General features: G+C 63.9%; 17 protein-coding genes. 15 read left to right on the top strand and 2 right to left on the bottom strand.

All coding sequences use genetic code 11. The features are described from left to right. Nucleotides 1-87: 87 nt before the first annotated feature. The 6 genes from N2K95_RS12165 to N2K95_RS12140 all read left to right on the top strand — a co-directional run bounded on the left by N2K95_RS12165 (nt 88) and on the right by N2K95_RS12140 (nt 7,881). Complete coding sequence (locus N2K95_RS12165) at nt 88-1,770, top strand: ABC transporter substrate-binding protein (RefSeq protein ID WP_260651773.1); 1,683 nt, start codon at nt 88-90, stop codon at nt 1,768-1,770. A gap of 66 nt (nt 1,771-1,836) precedes the next feature. Then, entirely contained in the window at nt 1,837-2,826 is a 990-nt protein-coding gene (locus N2K95_RS12160) for an ABC transporter permease (protein WP_260651772.1), read from the top strand. An 11-nt stretch (nt 2,827-2,837) separates the two neighbouring features. Beyond that, a complete protein-coding gene (locus N2K95_RS12155; protein WP_260651771.1) occupies nt 2,838-3,761 on the top strand; it encodes an ABC transporter permease in 924 nt (307 codons plus the stop codon). Beyond that, nucleotides 3,758-4,645 (top strand): ABC transporter ATP-binding protein, encoded by an 888-nt coding sequence (locus tag N2K95_RS12150; RefSeq protein ID WP_260651770.1) that lies wholly within the window; start codon nt 3,758-3,760, stop codon nt 4,643-4,645. The genes N2K95_RS12155 and N2K95_RS12150 overlap by 4 nt, the downstream gene beginning before the upstream one ends. Then, nucleotides 4,645-5,460 (top strand): ABC transporter ATP-binding protein, encoded by an 816-nt coding sequence (locus tag N2K95_RS12145; RefSeq protein WP_260651769.1) that lies wholly within the window; start codon nt 4,645-4,647, stop codon nt 5,458-5,460. The genes N2K95_RS12150 and N2K95_RS12145 overlap by 1 nt, the downstream gene beginning before the upstream one ends. A gap of 111 nt (nt 5,461-5,571) precedes the next feature. Next, the gene (locus tag N2K95_RS12140) at nt 5,572-7,881 is read left to right on the top strand and encodes a beta-glucosidase (RefSeq protein WP_260651768.1); all 2,310 of its coding nucleotides are present in this window, start codon (nt 5,572-5,574) and stop codon (nt 7,879-7,881) included. A 208-nt stretch (nt 7,882-8,089) separates the two neighbouring features. Here the strand turns inward: N2K95_RS12140 and N2K95_RS12135 are convergent, their stop codons facing one another. Continuing rightward, nucleotides 8,090-8,701, bottom strand: a complete 612-nt coding sequence (locus N2K95_RS12135) for an NAD(P)-dependent oxidoreductase (RefSeq protein ID WP_260651767.1) — start codon at nt 8,699-8,701, stop codon at nt 8,090-8,092. Between the two features lie 368 nt (nt 8,702-9,069). On the opposite strand from N2K95_RS12135, the gene N2K95_RS12130 reads away from it, so the two are divergent. The 6 genes from N2K95_RS12130 to N2K95_RS12105 all read left to right on the top strand — a co-directional run bounded on the left by N2K95_RS12130 (nt 9,070) and on the right by N2K95_RS12105 (nt 17,123). Beyond that, entirely contained in the window at nt 9,070-10,719 is a 1,650-nt protein-coding gene (locus tag N2K95_RS12130) for a peptide ABC transporter substrate-binding protein (RefSeq protein WP_260651766.1), read from the top strand. A 133-nt stretch (nt 10,720-10,852) separates the two neighbouring features. Next, nucleotides 10,853-11,779: an ABC transporter permease gene (locus tag N2K95_RS12125; RefSeq protein WP_260651765.1), complete on the top strand. Its 927-nt coding sequence runs from the start codon at nt 10,853-10,855 to the stop codon at nt 11,777-11,779. Continuing rightward, nucleotides 11,772-12,725 carry an ABC transporter permease gene (locus N2K95_RS12120; RefSeq protein WP_260651764.1) on the top strand — a complete coding sequence of 318 codons (954 nt, stop codon included), beginning with the start codon at nt 11,772-11,774 and terminating at the stop codon, nt 12,723-12,725. The genes N2K95_RS12125 and N2K95_RS12120 overlap by 8 nt, the downstream gene beginning before the upstream one ends. Then, nucleotides 12,722-14,416 carry an ABC transporter ATP-binding protein gene (locus tag N2K95_RS12115; RefSeq protein ID WP_260651763.1) on the top strand — a complete coding sequence of 565 codons (1,695 nt, stop codon included), beginning with the start codon at nt 12,722-12,724 and terminating at the stop codon, nt 14,414-14,416. Before N2K95_RS12120 ends, N2K95_RS12115 begins: the two co-directional genes overlap by 4 nt. 338 nt (nt 14,417-14,754) lie before the next feature. Continuing rightward, on the top strand, nt 14,755-16,677 hold the full coding sequence (typA, locus tag N2K95_RS12110) for a translational GTPase TypA (RefSeq protein WP_230020977.1): 1,923 nt from the start codon (nt 14,755-14,757) through the stop codon (nt 16,675-16,677). Between the two features lie 62 nt (nt 16,678-16,739). Further along, on the top strand, nt 16,740-17,123 hold the full coding sequence (locus N2K95_RS12105) for a hypothetical protein (protein WP_260651762.1): 384 nt from the start codon (nt 16,740-16,742) through the stop codon (nt 17,121-17,123). A gap of 112 nt (nt 17,124-17,235) precedes the next feature. On the opposite strand, the gene N2K95_RS12100 is transcribed toward N2K95_RS12105, so the two are convergent. Then, nucleotides 17,236-17,475, bottom strand: a complete 240-nt coding sequence (locus tag N2K95_RS12100; RefSeq protein WP_260651761.1) for a putative acetyltransferase — start codon at nt 17,473-17,475, stop codon at nt 17,236-17,238. A gap of 142 nt (nt 17,476-17,617) precedes the next feature. Between N2K95_RS12100 and fdxA the strand changes: the two genes are divergently transcribed. The 3 genes from fdxA (at nt 17,618) to N2K95_RS12085 (ending at nt 20,608) form a co-directional block, all read left to right on the top strand. Next, entirely contained in the window at nt 17,618-17,941 is a 324-nt protein-coding gene (gene fdxA / locus N2K95_RS12095; RefSeq protein ID WP_230020973.1) for a ferredoxin, read from the top strand. Continuing rightward, nucleotides 17,938-19,113, top strand: a complete 1,176-nt coding sequence (gene dapC, locus N2K95_RS12090) for a succinyldiaminopimelate transaminase (RefSeq protein WP_260651760.1) — start codon at nt 17,938-17,940, stop codon at nt 19,111-19,113. The genes fdxA and dapC overlap by 4 nt, the downstream gene beginning before the upstream one ends. Nucleotides 19,114-19,315: 202 nt before the next feature. Beyond that, entirely contained in the window at nt 19,316-20,608 is a 1,293-nt protein-coding gene (locus tag N2K95_RS12085) for a citrate synthase (RefSeq protein WP_260651759.1), read from the top strand. Nucleotides 20,609-20,672 lie beyond the last annotated feature (64 nt).

Raw genomic sequence — 20,672 nt, 5'->3', positions numbered from 1 at the left:
CTTACTGAGGCATCCCAAGTCTGACGCTTGGATGCGGGTTCGGGCACACAGCGGTCGAGGCAGACTCGATCTCATGAAAGGACAATGATGTTCACTTCACGGAAAAGACTCACCGGAGTCGCCGCGCTGGCAGCCACGGCCCTGCTGCTCAGCGGATGCCAGGCAGGCGGCGGCGGAGACGAGGGAAACGCGGACGCCGGCAAGGCCATCCTGACAATTCCCGGCAACTCGTCGACCCAGTTCACCGAAAACTTCAACCCGTTCTCCACCACGGCCCTCCTCGGTGTGCAGTCCACCGTCTACGAGACCCTGTTCTTCGTGAACCGGGCAGCCGAAGGCGAACCCGTACCACTCCTCGGCACCGAATACTCGTACAACGATGAGGGCACTGTCCTCACCATCTCCACCCGGGAGGGCGTCGAGTGGAGCGACGGCGAGCCCTTCAGTGCCCACGACGTCGTCTACACCCTCAACCTGATAGCCAACACACCCGCGCTGAACACCGGCGGCTTTGACGGGGTCGCTGCGGCCACGAGCGACAACGAGCTCACGGTCACGTACCCAAAGCCCGATGTGCTCAACTCCATCGGCGCGCTCAGCTCCATCTACATCGTGCCGGAGCATATCTGGTCCGAGGTCGACGATCCGGCCACTTTCATCAACGAAGATGCCGTCGGTACCGGACCGTTCACCGTGTCCGATTTCTCCCCGCAGAGCTACCTGCTGGAAAAGAACGACGGTTACTGGGAAGAAGGCAAGCCTGAGCTCGACGGCGTTCGCTACGTGTCCCTGTCCGGCAACCAGGCCGGCGTCGATTCGATCCTCAACGGCGACGTTGACTGGATGAGTATGTTCATTCCCGAGGTCGAAACTCTCCTGGGGCCGGAGGAAGACGTGGAATACGTCAACACCGTCCAGAACCAGTTGTCGCTCGTGACCTGCTCAAACGTGGACCTCGGCTGCACCGGCCCGCAAACTGACCCGGCCGTTCGCCAGGCCATCTATGCAGCGATGGACCGTGACCAGCTCAACTCCCTCGCCTTCTCCGATCTCAACGGTGACGTGAGTCCTACCTATGCGCTCCTTCCCCGGGACGAGAAGTGGATCTCTCCGTCGATTGATGAGCCGGTCGCCTCCAACAAGGGCGACGCCGACAAGGCGGAGAAGCTTCTGACCGATGCCGGGTATGCCAAGGGAGCCGACGGCATCTATGCGAAGGACGGCGAGCGGCTGAGCTTCTCGGTGAAGACCGTAACCGGCTGGACGGACTGGATTGCCGGAATCGAGACCATGGCTCAGCAGTTGCTGCCGGTCGGGATCGAGCTGAAGGCCGAGCAGATGTCCTGGAACGAATGGACGGAAGCCACGAATACCGGAAACTTCCAGCTGCTGGTCAACAACCTGTGGCCCGGTGCGGGCTCTGAGCCCTACTACCTCTACAAGTCTTTCTTCGACAGCGAATCGACCGCACCGGTCGGTGAGTCGGCGAACCCGAACTGGGCCCGCTACTCGAACCCGGACGTGGACGCGGCGCTGGACGTTCTTAATGCCACGACCGACGAGGCACTGAAAATGGAGCAATACGCCATCATTCAGGAGGCGATCGTGGAGGACATGCCGTACATCCCCATTCAGTCCTACGGCAGCCTGAGCACGTTCCGCACGGACGTTGTCACCGGCTGGCCCAGCGATGACGACCTCTACGCGCTTCCCATGGTGTGGCAGGCACCCGACTACGGTCAGGTACTCAAGAACCTCACCGTCAAGTAAGAATCCCATCGGGATCAGTGGCGGGCTTACGAGCCCGCCACTGGTCTATGTCGGAACGAGAACCGCGTGAGATACCTGCTGAGGAAAATCCTTTTCTACATCGTTGCCTTCTATGCGGCGATCACCATCAACTTTGCCCTGCCCCGCCTCCTGCCCGGCAACCCCGTCGACGTGATGCTGGCGAAGCTGGCCCAGCGCGGTCAGGTGGCGCCCGAAACACGCGAAGCTATCGAGGCCATGTTGGGGACTACCGACGACGCCTCGCTTCTTTCCCAATACGGCGACTACTTGGTCAACATCTTCCAGGGGGACCTGGGAGTCTCAGTCACTTTCTTCCCGACGCCGGTGGTTACGGTGATCGGCCAGGCACTGCCATGGACCATCCTGCTGGTGGGCATCGCCACCGTGATGTCGTTCGTCATCGCGCAGCTGCTGGGGATGCTTGCCGGTTGGAAGCGCGGCGGCTGGCTGGATAGCTTCATCCCCGCGTCGACAGTTCTGCAGGCGGTGCCTTATTTCTGGCTGGCCCTCATCCTCAGCTACGTGTTCGCCGTGACCCTGGGGGTTTTCCCCATCAGCGGCGGATATGACTACCGTACGGTGAGTGCCGGCTGGACCTGGGAATTCCTGGGAAGCGCGATCAAGTACGGCACCCTGCCGGCGTTGACCATCGTGATCAGCTCCCTCGGTGCCGGCCTGGTGGGTATGCGCAACATGATGGTCTCCACCATGGCCGAGGACTACATTGTCACCGCAGAGGCCAAGGGGCTCCGGCCCCGCCGGATCATGACAATGTACGCCGGACGCAATGCAGTCCTCCCGTCGGTGGCGGGCTTCGGCATCGCGCTGGGCGCCGTCGTAGGCGGGGCGATTCTCACCGAACAGGTGTTCTCGTATCCCGGTATCGGCCAGACCCTGCTGCAATCCGTACAGAACAACGATTACGCACTCATGCAGGGTGTCTTCCTGGTCATCACCACCTCGGTGCTGCTGACCAACTTCTTCATCGACATGGTCTACGGACTCATCGATCCCCGAACCCGGCACCAAGGATAGAGGGCCAGATCATGACCTCCACCGCGCAACTGGCCACCTACGCTCCCGCACCGAAGCCACGCTTCGACGGGATCCGGCGGAGCCTTCCGCCCCGGACTCCGAAACTCGTCATCGGTCTGGGCATCACCTTCGCGATTGCACTGTTCGGACTTGTCGGACCGCTGCTGGTCGTCAACCCCATGGCGATCAATGATGTTGGATTGTCCGGTCCATCGGGGGACCACCTCCTGGGCACCACCCAGACGGGACAGGACGTCCTCGCCCAACTCGCTCACGCCACCCGCGGATCGCTCGTCGTGGGCATCACCGTCGGTTTTCTTGCTGTGGTGCTCTCCGGACTTATCGGAATCCTGGGTGCCTACCTCGGCGGGCGTTGGGATGAAGGCTTCTCCCTCTTCACCAATGTGGTCCTGGTTATCCCCGGCATCCCGCTGATGATCGTTGTGGCCAGCTACGTTGAGCAAAAAGGCCTGATGATGATCATCCTGGTCCTCACCCTCACCTCGTGGGCCGGAGGCGCCCGGGTGCTTCGGGCCCAAACCCTGTCGATGCGCAACCGCGACTACGTGCTTGCAGCCAAGGTGGCCGGTGAACCGACCTGGCGCATCATCCTCGTCGAGATCCTGCCCAACCTGCTGCCCGTCCTCGCCTCCCAGTTCGTGTTCGCGGTTATTTTCGCGATCCTCGGTGAGTCCAGCCTCTCGTTCCTCGGTCTGGGTGTCTCGGGCACGTTCTCCTGGGGCAGCATGCTGTTCTTCGCGCAGAACGCCTTCTCGCTGAAACTTGGTGCGTGGTGGTGGTTCATGCCGCCGGGGCTGATGATCGCCCTGCTCGGAGCCGGGCTGGCTCTGATCAACTTCGCCATCGACGAGGTTATCAACCCCAAGCTACGCCTGGGCACTGCGGCCAAGGCCACACGAAAGGGCACTCGATGAGCAGCCAGATCGAACCGACCGATGCCCTCCTCACCATTGAAAACCTGAACGTGGTCTATCACGCCGCCACCCGGGTGCACGCGGTCAAGAACGTGAGCCTCACGATTCGCCGCGGCGAGATCCTCGGCCTGGCCGGGGAGAGCGGATGCGGCAAATCGACCCTGGCGTACGGCATCAACCAACTGCTCAAGCCGCCCGCCGCCATCGAAAGCGGTGCGGTGACCTTCCACGATTCCTCGGGCAGTGACATCGACATTCTCGCCCTGTCCGGCGAAAAGCTGCGGAGTTACCGGTGGGATAAGACCTCCATGGTGTTTCAGGGGGCAATGAACTCGCTTAACCCTGTTCTGTCGTTGTACGACCAGATAGACGACGTCCTGACCACTCATCGACCGGGCATGAAGCGTGCGGAACGGCGCGAACGCATCCGCCACCTTGTGGAATTGGTCGGAGTGTCCGCCGACCGGATCAAGGCCTACCCGCACGAGCTGTCCGGCGGCATGCGGCAGCGGGTGATGATCGCCATGGCGTTGGCCCTGAACCCTCAACTGATGATCATGGACGAGCCGACCACTGCCCTGGATGTAGTGGTGCAACGGGAAATTCTCGGTGAAATCCAGCGGTTGCGCGACGAGTTCGGATTCGCAGTGATCTTCATCACCCATGACCTGCCCATGTTGCTCGAGATCTCCGACCGGATAGCCGTGATGCTCGCCGGCGAGATTGTGGAACTGGCCACGGCCGAGGAGATTTATGCCGACGCCGCCCACCCGTACACTCGCAAACTCCTCAAGTCGTTCCCGTCGCTGACCGGGGCACGCGGGGACTTCATCCGCACCGGGGAGTCCATCAACAGTTCAACCACAACCGCAGGGGTCCTCTGATGTCCACCCTTTCCGTCACAGGCCTCGTAAAGGATTTCCCCGCCCCCTCCGGTACCCGGCGAAAACTGCGCGCAGTGAACGACGTTTCGTTCGAACTGAGTTCGGGAAAGACGGTTGCGCTGGTGGGGGAGAGCGGCAGCGGCAAGTCCACCGTGGCCCGCATGATCGCCCAACTGGAAAAACCCACCGCCGGCACCATCGAACTCGATGGACAAAAGATCGCCTCTGCCGGCCGGGCATTGCGCCGTTACCGCAGCGCAGTGCAGATGGTGTTCCAGGATCCGTTCGCTTCCCTGAATCCCTACCACTCCATCAGCCATCACCTGCGGCGGCCGTTGCAGCTCAATAGGCAGGCCGCATCCGCCGACGGGTATGACGAAAAGGTGCTCCAGCTGCTCGAGCGGGTGAATCTCTCCCCGGCGGTCGATTTCATCCACCGCCGACCGCACGAACTCTCCGGCGGGCAGCGCCAGCGGGTCGCCATCGCCAGGGCCCTGGCGCCGAAACCGCGGGTACTCATCGCGGACGAACCGGTCTCAATGCTCGACGTCTCGATTCGGCTCGGCGTGCTCAACCTGATGGCACAGCTGCAACGGGAGGAAGACCTGGCCGTACTGTACATCACCCACGATCTGGCAACAGCCCGGCATTTCTCGGACGAAATTCTGGTGATGTATCGGGGCGAGGTAGTTGAGCACGGACCGTCCGATGCCGTGATCCTCGACCCCCAGCACGCGTATACGAAACGCCTGCTGGCGGCCGCCCCCGACCCGGGAACCCACCCCCGTTTTGCTGGGCTGCGCAGCAAAGCGTAGTCCCGCGGGCTCTGCTGTGACCGCACGGCCACCCGCCTCCAATACCCCACTGACCCGAACCCTGTTCACTCCGTCGTTCCTCGATTCGACTCGTTCCAAAGGAAGTACGCCATGACTGACTCGACCTCACACACCTTGACCGAAGCCCCCGACGTGGACAGCCTCATCGCCGCGATGTCACTGGAGGAGAAGGTGGCCCAGCTCGTGGGCCTCTGGATCGGGGTAGCGGATGGCGGTGAGGTGGCGCCCGCGCAGGCAGAGAACACCGGTGAGTCCAAGCCCTGGGAAAAAACCGCAGCGGAGGGCCTCGGCCAGATCACTCGTCTCTACGGCACCCGCCCGGTGTCGGCCCAGTACGGACTGGAGACGCTCCGCCGACTGCAAGCCGGCCTGCGCGATGCCGCTCCGCACGGGATTGGCGCGATTGTGCACGAGGAATGCCTGACCGGCGTGTCAGCCTGGGGAGCCACCACGTTCCCGTCACCGCCCGCATATGCGGCGACCTGGGATCCCGAGCTGATCGAGCGGGTGGGCGCGGCGATCGGTGACAGCCTGCGGGAGCTCGAAGTTCACCAAGGGCTCGCGCCCCTGCTCGACGTAGCCCGTGATGCTCGCTGGGGACGAGTCGAAGAGACCTTCGGAGAAGACCCGTACGTCGTGGGCACACTGGGCGCTGCATATATCCGCGGCTTGGAAAGCAGCGACATCATCGCGACCCCTAAGCACTTCGTGGGGTATTCCGCCTCCAGGGCCGGCCGCAACCACGGCCCCGTCGATGCCGGTCCCCGCGAACTGGCCGAGGTGTTCCTCTACCCGTTCGAGATCGCAATCCGCGAGAGCTCGCCGCGATCGATCATGCCGTCGTATGCAGCCATCGATCACGTGCCCTCGCACGGGGACAAGCACCTGCTCACCGACGTGCTGCGCAGTGAGTTTGGTTTCGACGGCACCGTCGTCTCCGATTATTTTGGAGTCAACTTCCTGGAAACCACCCAAGGGGTCACCCGGTCCCGCCCGGAATCAGCAGTACGAGCACTCTCGGCCGGCGTAGACATCGAACTTCCCGATGCCGCAGCTTTCCCGCACCTTGTGGCCGCCGTTCGCTCCGGGGTTCTGGAGGAAGCCGCCGTTGACACGGCCCTCCGCCGGGTTCTGCGGCAGAAGCAGCACTACGGACTGCTGCCCGGGTTGGAGGCGGCCCCCGGTTATGCAGAGCGGGCCGGCACCGAAGCGGTTGCTCCCGACCTCAACCCGGACGGACACCGCAACCTCGCCAGGGAAGTGGCGGAGAAGTCGACAATCCTGCTGGCCAACGACGGGACGTTGCCGTTGTCCGCCGCCACCAGGGTCGCCGTCGTCGGGCCGAATGCACACAGCCGAACCGCCCTGCTTGGTGACTACAGTTTCACCAACCACGTGGAAGCCCACTATCCGGACGTCGCTGACGGAATCAATATTCCGACCATCCTCGACGCCATGGGGATCGAATTCGGTTCCGTTGACTACTCCCGTGGCTGCGAGGTGGAAGGCGATGACGCCGGAGGGTTCGATGCAGCTGTGGCGCAGGCCGCCGCCGCAGATGTCGTGGTAGCCGTGATGGGAGACCAGGCAGGGCTGTTCGGCCGCGGCACGGTGGGAGAGGGCAACGACGTCGACTCGCTCGAGCTGCCCGGGCTGCAGCGTCGCTTTGTTGAAGCGCTGTTCGCCACCGGGACGCCGGTTGTGCTCGTGCTGGTGACAGGGCGCCCGTACGACATCTCCTGGGCCACGGACCGGTGCGCGGCGATCGTGCAGTCGTGGTTCCCCGGACAGGAAGGCGCTTCGGCCGTGGCGGGAGCCCTCTCCGGCCGCATCAATCCCCGCGGGCGCACCACGTTGTCCTTCCCGCACTCTGCGGGTCGCCAGCCGGCCACCTATCTGCGTCCGGCGCTCGCCGGGACTTCGGCGGTGACCGCACTGGGGGCCGAGTTCGTGTACCCGTTCGGCCACGGCCTGAGCTACACAACCTTCACCCACTCCGACTTGGCATTCGATGCAGACCGGATCGACAGCGCGGGAACGGTGCAGGTGAGCCTAAAGGTGCAGAACACCGGTGAGCGTGACGGTACCGATGTGGTGCAGCTGTACCTGCGGGATGTCGCAGCACACGTCACCCGCCCCGTTTCGACGCTCATCGGGTACGCGGCTGTGGAAATCGAGGCCGGAGGCAGCCGAACCGTCACCTTCACGGTGTCCGCCGAGCGTTTCAGCTACGTGGGACAGTCGGGACAGTGGGAAATCGGCCCGCTCGAAGCGACCCTCGCAGTGGCCCACGATGCCGAGGACGACGGCCAGCAGGCACGGATCACCGTCACCGGGCAGCGCCGCGTTCTAGGTAGCGACCGCATCCTGGTCACGCCGGTGGCGGTAGCCGGTGCATGAAAGCCGGAGCACGGATGCGTTTCACCAACCCGCTGCTGGCGGGGATGCACCCGGACCCTGGGCGGAGAGAGCCACACAGTAGCTACTCGATGGGAACACCCGGCACCGGGGCAGTCTTCACGGAGATGGTCTACGAGCACTGACCGTGGTCGAGCGCGCTGCTCACGGCACCGGCGTCGATCATGGTGAAGCCGCTGGGTCCGGCGCCCTAGCTGCTCACGCCCAGGGCCTTGCCGACGGTGGAATCGTCCGTGAGGATCTGCAGCATGCAGGCCGCAAGGTCGCGGCGGGGGACCGAACCTCGCAGCTTTCCCTCGCTGCCGACCTCCAGGGCACGCCAGGTACCGGTCGGATCCTTGTCGGTGAGTCCGGTCGGGCGGACGAGTGTCCAGTCCAGCCCGGAGCCGGTCACGGCGGACTCCTGCTCGTTGTGATCGGCCAGCGGTTTGGCCAGCGCCACCCGGGTGATCAGTCCGAGCGGACCGGGCAGCTGCGAGGAGGAATTTCCTGCGCCCAATGAGGACTGCACAACGAGGCGCCGCACGCCCTGCGCCTGCATCGCCTTAACGGTTGCCCGGGTAACTGCAGCCCTCTGGTGGGGGACTCCCTTGGCTCCGCCCACGGTGACGACCACAGCGTCGGCCCCGGACACCGCGGCGGACACTGTTTCGGGATCCGCAGCGTCGCCGGTGAGCGTGGAAACACCGGAGGGCGCACGGCCGGACCGGGAGAGCACCGTGACCTCATGGCCGGCGTCCTGTGCGAGGGAAGCGAGCTGCGCACCGGTGCCCTGCGAGCCGCCGATAATCGTAATTTTCATGGAACCCCTACTTCGAGATGTCGTGCGGTTGGTACCCCATGAGCATCCCACTCATGGCTGGAACCGACTCCTCCCTTGCCCGGGTGAGACACAAAAACACGCCATATGACATGTCATTGCATGTAATACAGTCCCCGTATGCCAAATCGTTACCAGACGGTGTGGTCCGGCCTTTCCCCACGTCATCAGGGTCTTTGGCGCCGTGTGATCGGCAACACGGTGCCCATACGGGTGCCACATGGCGGACTTGGTTACGTCTAGGCAACAAAGTGGGCTTATGCTTTTGGCTTTGTGAGTCGGTTCACCATTTGGCAGAGCCGCAACACCGGCGTTATCAACGCCGGAACCGAACAGAACTAGGAGGCGGAATGCGCGTCACACGCACTTCCAAAATGCTGAGCGTAGCGGCACTTGCCGCACTTACGCTGAGCGCCTGCGGTGGAGGATCCGACGAATCGGCCGAAGGCTCGGGTGAGACCGAGGGCAACAGCACCGCGATCATCACTGCCAACGGCACCGAACCGCAGAACCCGCTGATGCCGGTCAACACCAACGAAGTTGGCGGCGGACGCATCATGGACCTGCTCTTCGAAGGCCTGGTCAGCTACGACGCTGACGGCAATACGGTCAACGAACTCGCCGAGTCCATCGAGACCGAAGATTCCCAGACCTACACCATCAAGGTGAAGGCGGACCAGAAGTTCACCAACGGCGAGGCCATCACGGCCAAGTCCTTCGTTGACGCCTGGAACTTCGGTGCAGCTGCCAAGAACGCCCAGCTCAACTCGTACTTCTTCGAGAGCATCGAAGGTTACGACGTAGTCAGTGCGGAAGGCGCAACGGCCGACACCATGAGCGGTCTGACCGTGGTGGATGACAGCACGTTCACCGTGAAGCTCAGCCAGCCGGAATCCGACTTCCCGCAGCGACTCGGCTACACCGCCTTCTTCCCGCTGCCCGCCGAGGCCCTCGAGGACCCCGCCGCGTTCGGCGAGGATCCCATCGGCAACGGCCCGTACATGCTGGACGGCGACGACGCCTGGCAGCACGAGATCCAGATCGACCTGGTCGCCAACCCGGACTACACCGGAACCCGTGTACCGCAGAACGGCGGAGTGACCTTCAAGTTCTACTCCTCCTTCGACGCAGCCTACGCAGACCTGCAGTCCAACGAGCTGGACATCCTCGACACCATTCCCAACATGGCGCTGAAGACGTTCAAGACGGATCTGGGTGAAGGCCGCTTCGACGAGAAGGCCTACGCCGGCAACCAGACCATCACCATCCCCGGCTACCTTCCGGAGTTCTCCGGCGAAGCGGGCCAGCTCCGCCGCCAGGCCATTTCCATGGCCATCAACCGGGACGAAATCACCGACGTTGTCTTCTCGGGATCCCGCGAACCGGCCACCGAATTCACCGCCCCGGTGATCGACGGCTACAACGACAGCATCCCCGGCAACGAGGTGCTCGAGTTCGACCCCGAAAAGGCCAAGGAACTGTGGGAAGAAGCCGAGAAGGTTTCGCCCTGGCCCGCCGACCAGACCTTCACGATCGGCTACAACGCCGACGCGAACCACAAGGAATGGATTGACGCCGTCGCCAACGGCCTCAAGAACAACCTCGGTATCCAGGCCGAAGGCAAGCCCTACGCAACGTTCAAGGAACTGCGCGCGGACGCCACTGCCAAGACCCTGACCGGTGCCATCCGCACCGGCTGGCAGGCGGACTACCCGTCGCTGGCCAACTTCCTCGGCCCGAACTACGGCACCGGCGGCGGCTCCAACGACGGCGGCTACTCGAGCGAAGAGTTCGACAAGCTCCTGGACGAAGGCCTCGGTGCTTCCACGCCGGAAGAGGGCGCTGAAACGCTCAACAAGGCGCAGGAAGTTCTGCTCGAGGACCTCCCCAACATCCCGCTGTGGTACCAGGTGGCACAGTCCGGCTGGAGTGAAAACGTGGACAACGTTGAAACCGGCTGGAACGGCGTCCCGGTGTACTACGAAGTCACGGCCAAGTAGCAGTATCTAGACCGACCGATCCGGGGCCCGGCCAGAAGGCCGGGCCCCGGCTTGTATTCGGGTTCTACCAAGAACAGGCATACAAAAAAATGCGAGACTCCAATCCCCCACAGCTGGCAGGAGGCCACCCCTAATGGCGGGCTACGTCCTTCGACGCTTCCTCCAGATGATCCCCGTTTTCTTCGGGGCCACCTTCCTCGTTTACTTCCTCGTGTTCTCCCTGCCGGGAGATCCCATCGCCGCGCTCTTCGGCGATAAGCCGGTTAACGAAGCCGTTGCCGCACAGCTGCGCAGCCAGTACAACCTGGACCAGCCCTTCATCATCCAGTACCTGCTCTACCTGCAGAACCTGGTCACCTTTGACCTGGGTGTCGACTTCTCCGGCCGCGAAGTTTCGGCCGTCCTTGCCCAGGCCTTCCCGGTCACCATGCGCCTCGCCGTGCTGGCCCTGCTTTTCGAAGCGGTCTTCGGTATTGCCTTCGGCCTCATGGCTGGCCTGAAGAAGGGCAAGATCTTCGACAGCACCGTCCTGGTTGTCTCCCTGATTGTGATCGCGATCCCGGTGTTCGTGCTCGGCTTCCTGTTGCAGTTCCTGGTGGGCGTCAAACTCCAATGGACCAGCCCAACGGTTGGCGGCGACGCCGGCTGGGCGGACCTGATCCTGCCGGCAGTGGTCCTGGGCCTGGCGTCCTTCGCCTACGTCCTGCGCCTGACGCGCACATCGGTCATCGAGAACATGAACGCCGATTACGTCCGCACCGCCACCGCCAAGGGGCTTTCCCGGCCGCGCGTGGTCACCGTGCACATCCTGCGCAACTCGCTGATTCCCGTGGTGACCTTCCTCGGGGCAGACCTGGGTGCGCTGATGGGCGGCGCCATCGTCACCGAAGGCATCTTCAACGTCCCCGGAGTGGGACAGCGACTTTACCAGTCAGTCATCAGGGGAGAGGGGCCGACGATCGTGTCGATCGTGAGCGTCCTCGTCTTTGTCTACGTCATCGCCAACCTCCTGGTAGACCTCCTGTACGCCTGGCTTGATCCGAGGATCCGTTATGAATAAAGACACCACACACATTGAGCACTACGTCGCCCCGCTGGAGGAAACCCCACTGGCGGCGACGGACAGCGTCAAGGAAGATGTTCAGCCGCTAAGCCTCTGGGGGGAGGCCTGGCGCAACCTGCGCACCCAGCCGCTGTTCATCATTTCCGCCCTGCTTATCCTGCTGATCCTGACGGTTGCGGCTTTCCCTGGCCTGTTCACGAATGCGTCACCGGATGAAAACTGCCTGCTCGCCAACTCCAACGGGGCACCCACGGCGGGGCACCCGCTGGGCTTCACCTTCCAGGGCTGCGACGTTTACGCCCGGGTCATCTACGGCACACGCGCGTCCGTCCTGGTGGGTCTGCTGACCACCATCGCCGTCGTGATCATCGGCGGCATCGCGGGAGCACTGGCCGGCTACTACGGCGGATGGCTCGACGCCATCCTCGCCCGGGTCGGCGATATCTTCTTCGCCCTGCCGTTGATCCTCGGCGCCATCATCATCATGCAGCTGCCGACCTTCCGCGAGAACCGCACGGTCATCACGGTGGTCTTCACGCTGCTGATCTTCGGGTGGCCCCAGGTGGCCCGCATTACCCGCAGCGCAGTGATCTCGGTCCGCAACTCGGACTTCGTGGTGGCGTCCCGCTCCCTCGGGGTCTCGCGGTTCTCGGCGCTGGTGAAGCATGTTATTCCCAACTCGACCGCTCCCGTGATCGTGATCGCCACCATCTCGCTGGGAACGTTCATCGTTGCGGAAGCCACGCTGTCCTTCCTGGGCATCGGGCTGCCGCCGGGCATCATGTCCTGGGGAAATGACATCTCGGCTGCCCAGTCCTCGCTGCGGTCCAACCCCTCAACGCTGCTCTGGCCTGCGGCCGCCCTCTCCATCACCGTGCTGAGCTTCATCATGCTCGGCGACGCGGTCCGTGATGCTCTTGATCCGAAGGCGCGCAAACGATGACCATCAATACCCAAAACACCCCCGTCCAGCCACTGCTGGAAATCCGCGACCTGGCGATCACGTTCGCCACCGCCAACGGCGACGTTGAAGCAGTCCGTGACGCACACCTGACGATCATGCCCGGCGAGACCGTGGCCATCGTGGGGGAGTCCGGCTCCGGCAAGTCGACGACGGCGCTGGCGGCCATCGGCCTGCTGCCCGGCAACGGCAGGGTCAGCTCGGGCCAGATCCTCTTTGACGGCGAGGACATTTCCAATGCCAGCGCCAAGCGGATCCAGGAGCTGCGCGGCAACTCGATCGGCATGGTTCCGCAGGACCCGATGTCCAACCTGAACCCGGTCTGGAAGATCGGTTTCCAGGTCAAGGAAACCCTGCGCGCCAACGGGCTGCCGCATTCCGCGGCAGACATTGCCAAGGTCCTGGAGCAGGCGGGCCTGCCGGATGCGGCAAACCGCGCCAAGCAGTACCCGCACGAGTTCTCCGGCGGTATGCGCCAGCGGGCACTGATCGCCATTGGCCTGTCCTGCCGGCCGCGGCTGCTGATCGCCGATGAGCCGACGTCGGCGCTGGACGTCACCGTCCAGCGGCAGATCCTGGACCACCTGGGCACCCTGACTGATGAACTGGGCACCGCGGTGCTGCTGATTACGCACGACCTCGGCCTCGCCGCGGAACGGGCACAGAAGGTTGTTGTGATGTACAAGGGACGGGTGGTGGAATCCGGGCCGGCACTGGAAATCCTGACCAACCCCCGCCACCCCTACACGCGCAAGCTGGTGGAATCGGCGCCGTCGCTGGCCTCCAAGCGCATCGACTCGGCGAAGAGCCGCGGCCTGGAAAGCGCAGACCTGCTCACCTCCGAAGACGGTGCCAAGCTTAAGGCTGCGGATAACGTCATTGAAGTGAAGGACCTGACGAAGGTCTTCAAGCTCCGCAGCGGGCTCGGCAAGTCCACCGATTTCACCGCCGTGGACAACGTGTCCTTCAATATCAAGCGCGGCACCACCACCGCCGTCGTGGGGGAGTCCGGTTCGGGCAAGTCCACGGTGGCACGCATGGTGCTGAACCTGGAGACGCCTACCAGCGGATCCATTCTGTTCGACGGGGTGGACATGACCACGCTGAACAGCAAGCGCCTGTTCGAGTTCCGCCGCCGGGTCCAGCCGATCTTCCAGGATCCCTATGGATCCCTGGACCCGATGTACAACATCTTCCGCACCATTGAAGAGCCCCTTCGGGTGCACAAGATCGGTACGCCCAAGAGCCGCGAGGCCAAGGTGCGCGAGCTCCTTGACCAGGTGGCCCTGCCGTCCTCGGTCATGCGCCGGTTCCCGAACGAGCTCTCGGGCGGCCAGCGCCAGCGCGTAGCCATCGCCCGTGCCCTGGCACTGGATCCCGAGGTTGTCATCTGCGACGAAGCGGTTTCTGCGCTTGACGTCCTGGTGCAGGCCCAGATCCTGAACCTGCTGGCGGACCTGCAGTCGGAGCTGGGACTGAGCTACCTGTTCATTACCCATGACCTGGCGGTTGTCCGGCAGATTGCGGACTTCGTCTGCGTGATGGAAAAGGGCAAGCTCGTGGAGACCGGCACCACTGACGAGGTGTTCGACGCCCCGCAGCAGGCCTACACGCAGGCCCTGCTCGCCGCCATCCCGGGATCCCGGCTGGAACTGCCGCCGGAAGTCGCCTAGCGGCCCGGAAGCACATGTACTGAAGGCGGGGAACCGGACAGGTTTCCCGCCTTCGCTGCGTCCGGAACGGCCCCCGTGCCGCGCCTGTCCCGGTCCCTGTCCGGGCCCCGGAGCAGCCTGCTCCGTTTCTCCCCGCAGAGGCACGCATTAGGGATCGTATGGTATTGCGACTAGAATGTTAGCGTGCCCGCTGACGGCGGGGCCTTCGGTGGATTCTGACTGGTGATTGAGCAAGCGATTGAATCAGCATTCGTACAGAACAGCCGGAAACGCCGGTACCAATCCGGCCGAAAAAAGATACACCCCGAACTGATCTCCTATGAATTGAGTCCTCACGCATGTCAGAAACCAACACGGCCGTAAATACCGCAGTACGAAGCGATCTCCGCAACGTTGCGATTGTGGCCCACGTTGACCACGGTAAGACGACTCTCGTCGACGCCATGCTGAAGCAGACGAACTCGTTTGCCGCCCACGGTGACGTGGAAGACCGCGTGATGGACTCCGGTGACCTGGAGCGCGAAAAGGGCATCACCATCCTGGCCAAGAACACCACCGTGTTCTACAACGGTCCGGCCGCCAAGGGTGAAACCATCACCATCAACGTCATCGACACCCCCGGCCACGCCGACTTCGGCGGCGAGGTCGAGCGCGGCCTGTCCATGGTCGACGGCGTTGTGCTGCTCGTTGATGCCTCTGAAGGACCGCTGCCCCAGACCCGCTTCGTGCTGCGCAAGGCGCTGGCCGCGAAGCTGCCGGTAGTCCTCCTGGTCAACAAGACCGACCGTCCCGATGCCCGGATCGACGAAGTTGTCAGCGAGTCCATGGACCTGCTGCTCGGCCTCGCCTCCGACCTCGCCGACGAAGTTCCGGACCTCGACCTTGACCTGGTCCTGAACGTTCCCGTTGTCTACGCCGCCGCACGCGTCGGTGCAGCCTCCCTGGAGCAGCCGGCCGACGGCTCAGCCCCCGCGAATGACAACCTGGAACCGCTGTTCCAGACGATCATCGACCACATCCCGGCTCCCACGTACGACCCCGAGGGTGTCCTCCAGGCGCACGTCACCAACCTGGACGCCTCCCCGTTCCTCGGCCGCCTGGCCCTGCTGCGTATCTTCAACGGCACCCTGCGCAAGGGTCAGACCGTTGCCTGGGCCCGCCACGACGGCACCATGAAGACCGTCAAGATCACCGAACTGCTGGCGACCAAGGCACTGGACCGCGTTCCCACCGAATCCGCCGGACCGGGCGAGATCGTGGCTGTTGCCGGCATCGAGGACATCACCATCGGTGAGACCCTGACCGACGTCGACAACCCCAAGCCGCTGCCGCTGATCACCGTGGACGATCCCGCGATCTCCATGACCATCGGTATTAACACCTCGCCGCTGGCCGGCCGGGTCAAGGGCGCCAAGGTCACGGCCCGCCAGGTCAAGGACCGCCTCGACAAGGAACTGATCGGCAACGTGTCGCTGAAGGTCCTTCCGACCGAGCGTCCGGATGCCTGGGAAGTCCAGGGCCGCGGCGAGCTCGCCCTGGCCATCCTCGTGGAGCAGATGCGCCGCGAAGGCTTCGAGCTGACCGTCGGCAAGCCGCAGGTAGTCACCAAGATCGTTGACGGCAAGGTCAACGAGCCGATGGAGCACATGACCATCGACGTACCCGAGGAATACCTGGGCGCCGTTACGCAGCTGATGGCTGTCCGCAAGGGCCGGATGGTCAACATGGCCAACCACGGCACCGGCTGGGTCCGCATGGAATTTATCGTTCCGGCCCGCGGCCTGATCGGCTTCCGCACCAAGTTCCTGACGGAAACCCACGGCGCCGGCATCTCCTCGTCCATCGCCGAGGGCTACGAGCCCTGGGCCGGTCCGATCGAGTACCGCACCAACGGTTCGCTGATCTCCGACCGCTCCGGCGTCGTCACCCCGTTCGCCATGATCAAGCTGCAGGAACGCGGTTCCTTCTTCGTGGAGCCCACCTCCGAGGTTTACGAAGGCATGATCGTCGGCGAGAACTCCCGCGCGGATGACATGGACGTGAACATCACCAAGGAAAAGCAGCTCACCAACATGCGTGCCGCGTCCTCGGATACCTTCGAGAACCTGACCCCGCCGCGGAAGCTCACCCTGGAAGAGTCGCTCGAATTCGCCCGTGAGGACGAATGCGTCGAGGTCACCCCGGAGTCCATCCGCATCCGCAAGCTGGTCCTGAACGCGAACGACCGCGCCAAGGCCAACCGCGCCCGCGCCAAGGCCTAGTCATTTCCGCTACGGCTGACACCGGCAAGAGGTCCCCGCGCTGGCGGGGGCCTCTTGCCGCCGTGGCCGGCGGAATCCTCGCGGCAGTGCTGGGCACCTCCCTGCACGGCCACGTGGTGTATACCGGTGACAGCGGTCTGCCGGTCGGTGCGTTGCTGGCCGTGGTGTTCAGCTGCGCCGTGGCCCTGCTGATCGGCCTGTGGCAGCGCAGCGCGCTGCTCAGCGCCGTGACCGGTGTGGTTACGTACCTGGTGCTGGGGCTTTTCTCGCTGGCCCTGGTCAGCGAAGTGCCGCTGATCGTGACCGGCTCGTCCGCGCCGGAGCAGCCGCCGGTGGTTATCGCCGGACTGGTCTGGCTGTTCGGGCAGGCTGTTGCCACTGTGGCAGCCGTCCTTGCCTGTGCCCGCGTGCTGGGCCGGGACCGCGCAGCAGGAACCGCCGGGTAGCTCCGCGCAAGTTTTAAAGGCAAAAGGCCGTCGGAACCATTGGTTCCGGCGGCCTTTTTGCATCGCCCCGGCATCGCCCCGGCAGCGCCCCGGCAGCGCCCCGGCATTGGCCCTACAGTGGGCGTGCCCGGGCCGGCCGCCGCGGGGGAGCCGGCGGGACCGGCTTGGCAGCGGTGACCAGCGGATAGGCAATCACGACGTGGCCGCGACGGGTGGAAACGGTGCATTCCTCTTTCCCGATGTCCGTGAGGGTGCCGAGTGCGTCCGTAAAGCCGCCGTCGATCCGGTAGCGGACCACCACCCGTACGCCGGGCTGCAGTCCGCGCAGCAGGGCGGCGGCGTCGGAAGTCATCCCTCCATCCTACGGCGGGGCCGGAGTAGTCACCGGGACGCTCCGGCTGGGAGATAATGGACAAGGCTACTAACGTGGAACCAACACCCAGCGACCCGCCGTCCTACCGGCCGACGGTCCGCAGATCAGGAAGGCAAGGGACGTGACGTACGTAATTGCGCAGCCATGCGTGGATGTCAAAGACAAGGCATGTATTGAAGAGTGCCCCGTGGACTGCATCTATGAAGGCGAACGATCCCTCTACATCCACCCGGACGAATGCGTCGACTGCGGTGCCTGTGAACCCGTCTGCCCGGTGGAGGCCATTTACTACGAGGATGACACTCCCGAGGAATGGGCCGACTACTACAAGGCCAACGTCGAGTTCTTTGACGTCCTGGGTTCCCCCGGCGGCGCAGCCAAGGTAGGCAACACCCACACCGACCACCCGATCATCGCGGCCCTGCCGCCGCAGAACCAGGCATGAGCACGGCGGCGTCCCGGGCGTTCGGCCTGGATCTGCCGGAATACCCCTGGGACGCCATGGCGCCGTACCAGCGCCGGGCCGCAGAGCACCCCGACGGGCCCGTGAACCTCTCCATCGGTACTCCCGTCGATCCCACGCCCGCCGTCGTCCGTGAGGCGCTGGCAGCGGCAGCGGATGCTCCGGGGTATCCCACCACCCACGGCACCGCCGATCTGCGTGCCGCCGTCACGGAATGGTTTGCCCGGCGCCGGAACGTCCCCGGACTGGATCCGGAGGCAGTGCTGCCCACCGTCGGTTCCAAGGAACTCGTCGCCTGGCTGCCGCTGCTGCTCGGGCTGGGGGAGGGCGACGTCGTCGTCCGCCCTGTGGTGGCCTACCCCACCTACGACATGGGAGCAGTTTTCGCCGGGGCGACGGCGGTCGCTGCCGATTCCCTGTCGGATCTGGATGAGCAGACACGTTCCCGCGTGCGGCTCGTCTGGGTGAACTCCCCGGGCAATCCCACCGGCATCGTGCGCTCCGTAGACTCGCTGCGCACGCTCGTGGAAGAGGCCCGGGCCGTGGGCGCCGTAGTCGCCTCCGACGAATGCTACGCCGAGCTCGGCTGGGACTCCTGGGATCCCTCCCGCGGTGGCGAACCCGTCCCCAGCATCCTGGATCCGCGGATCAGCGGCGGAAGCACCGAGTCGCTGCTCGCCGTGTACTCCCTGAGCAAGCAGTCGAACATGGCCGGCTACCGTGCCGCGTTCACGGCCGGGGACCCGGCATTGATCGCGAACCTGGTCAACAGCCGCAAGCATGCCGGAATGATTGTTCCGGCCCCGGTGCAGGCCGCCATGGCCGCAGCGCTGCGCGATGATACGCATGTGGCCGCGCAGAAGGACCTCTACCGCTCCCGCCGGGACCTGCTTCTCCCTGCTCTGGAAGCCTTCGGACTGAAAATCGAGCACTCCGAGGCAGGGCTGTATCTCTGGGCGAGCGCGGGCGAGGACACCTGGACGACCGTTGCACGTTTTGCGGAGCGCGGCATAGTGGTGGGTCCGGGGGTCTTCTACGGCGACGCGGGGGCAGGATTCGTCCGGATTGCCCTCACCGGCACCGATGAGGGCATCAGAGCCGCTGCGCAGCGCCTGCACGCAGCTGCCGGGGCCGACAGCACAGGGCGCGGATAAGCACCGGGTAGGAATAGTATTGGGCACTGCACCGGCATGCGGCGCCTGGCCATGTTGCGCTTGTACAACAGTGCCCGCCCCGATTAGTGGTAAGGGCACTGAAACCGGTAGCGTTTTAGCGAAATAGTTTAGTGGAATGCACTATGTCCGCCGGAAGCGGATGTACATAGCGGCGGTTTCGAAAACTCCTAAAGGAGAATTAATGACTGAGCAACCAAGTGCCAAGCTCCAGTACGGGCCAAACCCGGAAGACGAGCTTGTACTGCCCCGCGTTGCCGCAGCGGAGGGAAACAACGGCTTCGACGTTTCCAAACTGCTGAAGCAGACCGGTACCGTCACTTTTGACCCCGGCTTCATGAACACGGCGGCCACCACCTCCGCGATCACCTACATCGACGGCGACCAGGGCATCCTGCGGTACCGCGGCTACCCGATTGAGCAGCTGGCCAAGCACTCGAGCTTCCTCGAGACCTCGTACCTGCTGATTTACGGGGAACTGCCGACGCCCACCGAGCTGGAGAACTTCGACCAGCGCATCCGCCGCCACACCCTGCTCCACGAGGACCTCAAGGGCTTCTTCGGCGGGTTCCCGCGCGATGCACATCCGATGCCGGTGCTCTCCTCTGCGGTCAGCGCCCTCTCCACCTTCTACCAGGATTCCCTGGACCCGTTCGATGAAGAGCAGGTGGAGCTCTCCACGGTCCGCCTGATGGCGAAGCTGCCCGTGATCGCGGCCTACGCGCACAAGAAGTCCATCGGCCAGCCGATGCTCTACCCGGACAACTCCATGAACCTGGTGGAGAACTTCATGCGGCTGTCCTTCGGCCTGCCTGCCGAGCCGTACGACGTGGATCCGGACCTGGTGAAGGCCCTGGACCTGCTGCTGATCCTGCATGCAGACCACGAGCAGAACTGCTCCACCTCCACGGTCCGCCTGGTCGGCAGCTCCAACGCCAACATGTTCGCGTCCGTTTCGGCCGGCATCAGTGCACTCTTCGGCCCGCTGCACGGCGGCGCCAACGAAGCGGTCCTGAACATGCTCCGGGACATCCAGTCCACCGGCATGCAGCCGGAAACCTTCATGGAGAAGGTCAAGAACAAGGAAGACGGTGTGAAGCTCATGGGCTTCGGACACCGTGTTTACAAGAATTACGATCCGCGCGCCAAGATCGTCAAGGCGACGGCGCACGATATCCTCGCCAAGCTCGGCGGCAACGACGAGCTGCTGGACATCGCCATGCGCCTTGAAGAGAAGGCCCTGGCCGATGATTACTTCATCGAGCGCAAGCTGTACCCGAACGTGGACTTCTACACCGGCCTGATCTATAAGGCCATGGGATTCCCGGAGAAGATGTTCACGGTCCTGTTCGCCATTGGCCGCCTGCCGGGCTGGATTGCCCAGTGGCGCGAAATGATGCAGGATCCGCAGACGAAGATCGGCCGCCCGCGCCAGCTTTACACGGGCGCGCCGGAGCGGAACTACCCGCAGCGCTGATCTGTTTGGAAAGAGAAAAAGGGAAGGTCCCCGGAGAATTCCGGGGACCTTCCCTTTTTGTTTA

It is taken from the genome of Arthrobacter zhaoxinii, from assembly GCF_025244925.1.
Classification (GTDB): domain Bacteria; phylum Actinomycetota; class Actinomycetes; order Actinomycetales; family Micrococcaceae; genus Arthrobacter_B; species Arthrobacter_B zhaoxinii.
This window is presented reverse-complemented; position numbering and strand designations above follow the sequence as displayed.

Excerpts from the sequence above, each read along its gene's own strand:
- N2K95_RS12165 (WP_260651773.1), top strand. The coding sequence starts at position 88 with ATGTTCACTTCACGGAAAAGACTCACCGGAGTCGCCGCGCTGGCAGCC.
- N2K95_RS12155 (WP_260651771.1), top strand. The coding sequence starts at position 2,838 with ATGACCTCCACCGCGCAACTGGCCACCTACGCTCCCGCACCGAAGCCA.
- N2K95_RS12150 (WP_260651770.1), top strand. The coding sequence starts at position 3,758 with ATGAGCAGCCAGATCGAACCGACCGATGCCCTCCTCACCATTGAAAAC.
- N2K95_RS12145 (WP_260651769.1), top strand. The coding sequence starts at position 4,645 with ATGTCCACCCTTTCCGTCACAGGCCTCGTAAAGGATTTCCCCGCCCCC.
- N2K95_RS12140 (WP_260651768.1), top strand. The coding sequence starts at position 5,572 with ATGACTGACTCGACCTCACACACCTTGACCGAAGCCCCCGACGTGGAC.
- N2K95_RS12135 (WP_260651767.1), bottom strand. The coding sequence starts at position 8,701 with ATGAAAATTACGATTATCGGCGGCTCGCAGGGCACCGGTGCGCAGCTC.
- N2K95_RS12130 (WP_260651766.1), top strand. The coding sequence starts at position 9,070 with ATGCGCGTCACACGCACTTCCAAAATGCTGAGCGTAGCGGCACTTGCC.
- N2K95_RS12125 (WP_260651765.1), top strand. The coding sequence starts at position 10,853 with ATGGCGGGCTACGTCCTTCGACGCTTCCTCCAGATGATCCCCGTTTTC.
- N2K95_RS12120 (WP_260651764.1), top strand. The coding sequence starts at position 11,772 with ATGAATAAAGACACCACACACATTGAGCACTACGTCGCCCCGCTGGAG.
- N2K95_RS12115 (WP_260651763.1), top strand. The coding sequence starts at position 12,722 with ATGACCATCAATACCCAAAACACCCCCGTCCAGCCACTGCTGGAAATC.
- typA (WP_230020977.1), top strand. The coding sequence starts at position 14,755 with ATGTCAGAAACCAACACGGCCGTAAATACCGCAGTACGAAGCGATCTC.
- N2K95_RS12100 (WP_260651761.1), bottom strand. The coding sequence starts at position 17,475 with ATGACTTCCGACGCCGCCGCCCTGCTGCGCGGACTGCAGCCCGGCGTA.
- dapC (WP_260651760.1), top strand. The coding sequence starts at position 17,938 with ATGAGCACGGCGGCGTCCCGGGCGTTCGGCCTGGATCTGCCGGAATAC.
- N2K95_RS12085 (WP_260651759.1), top strand. The coding sequence starts at position 19,316 with ATGACTGAGCAACCAAGTGCCAAGCTCCAGTACGGGCCAAACCCGGAA.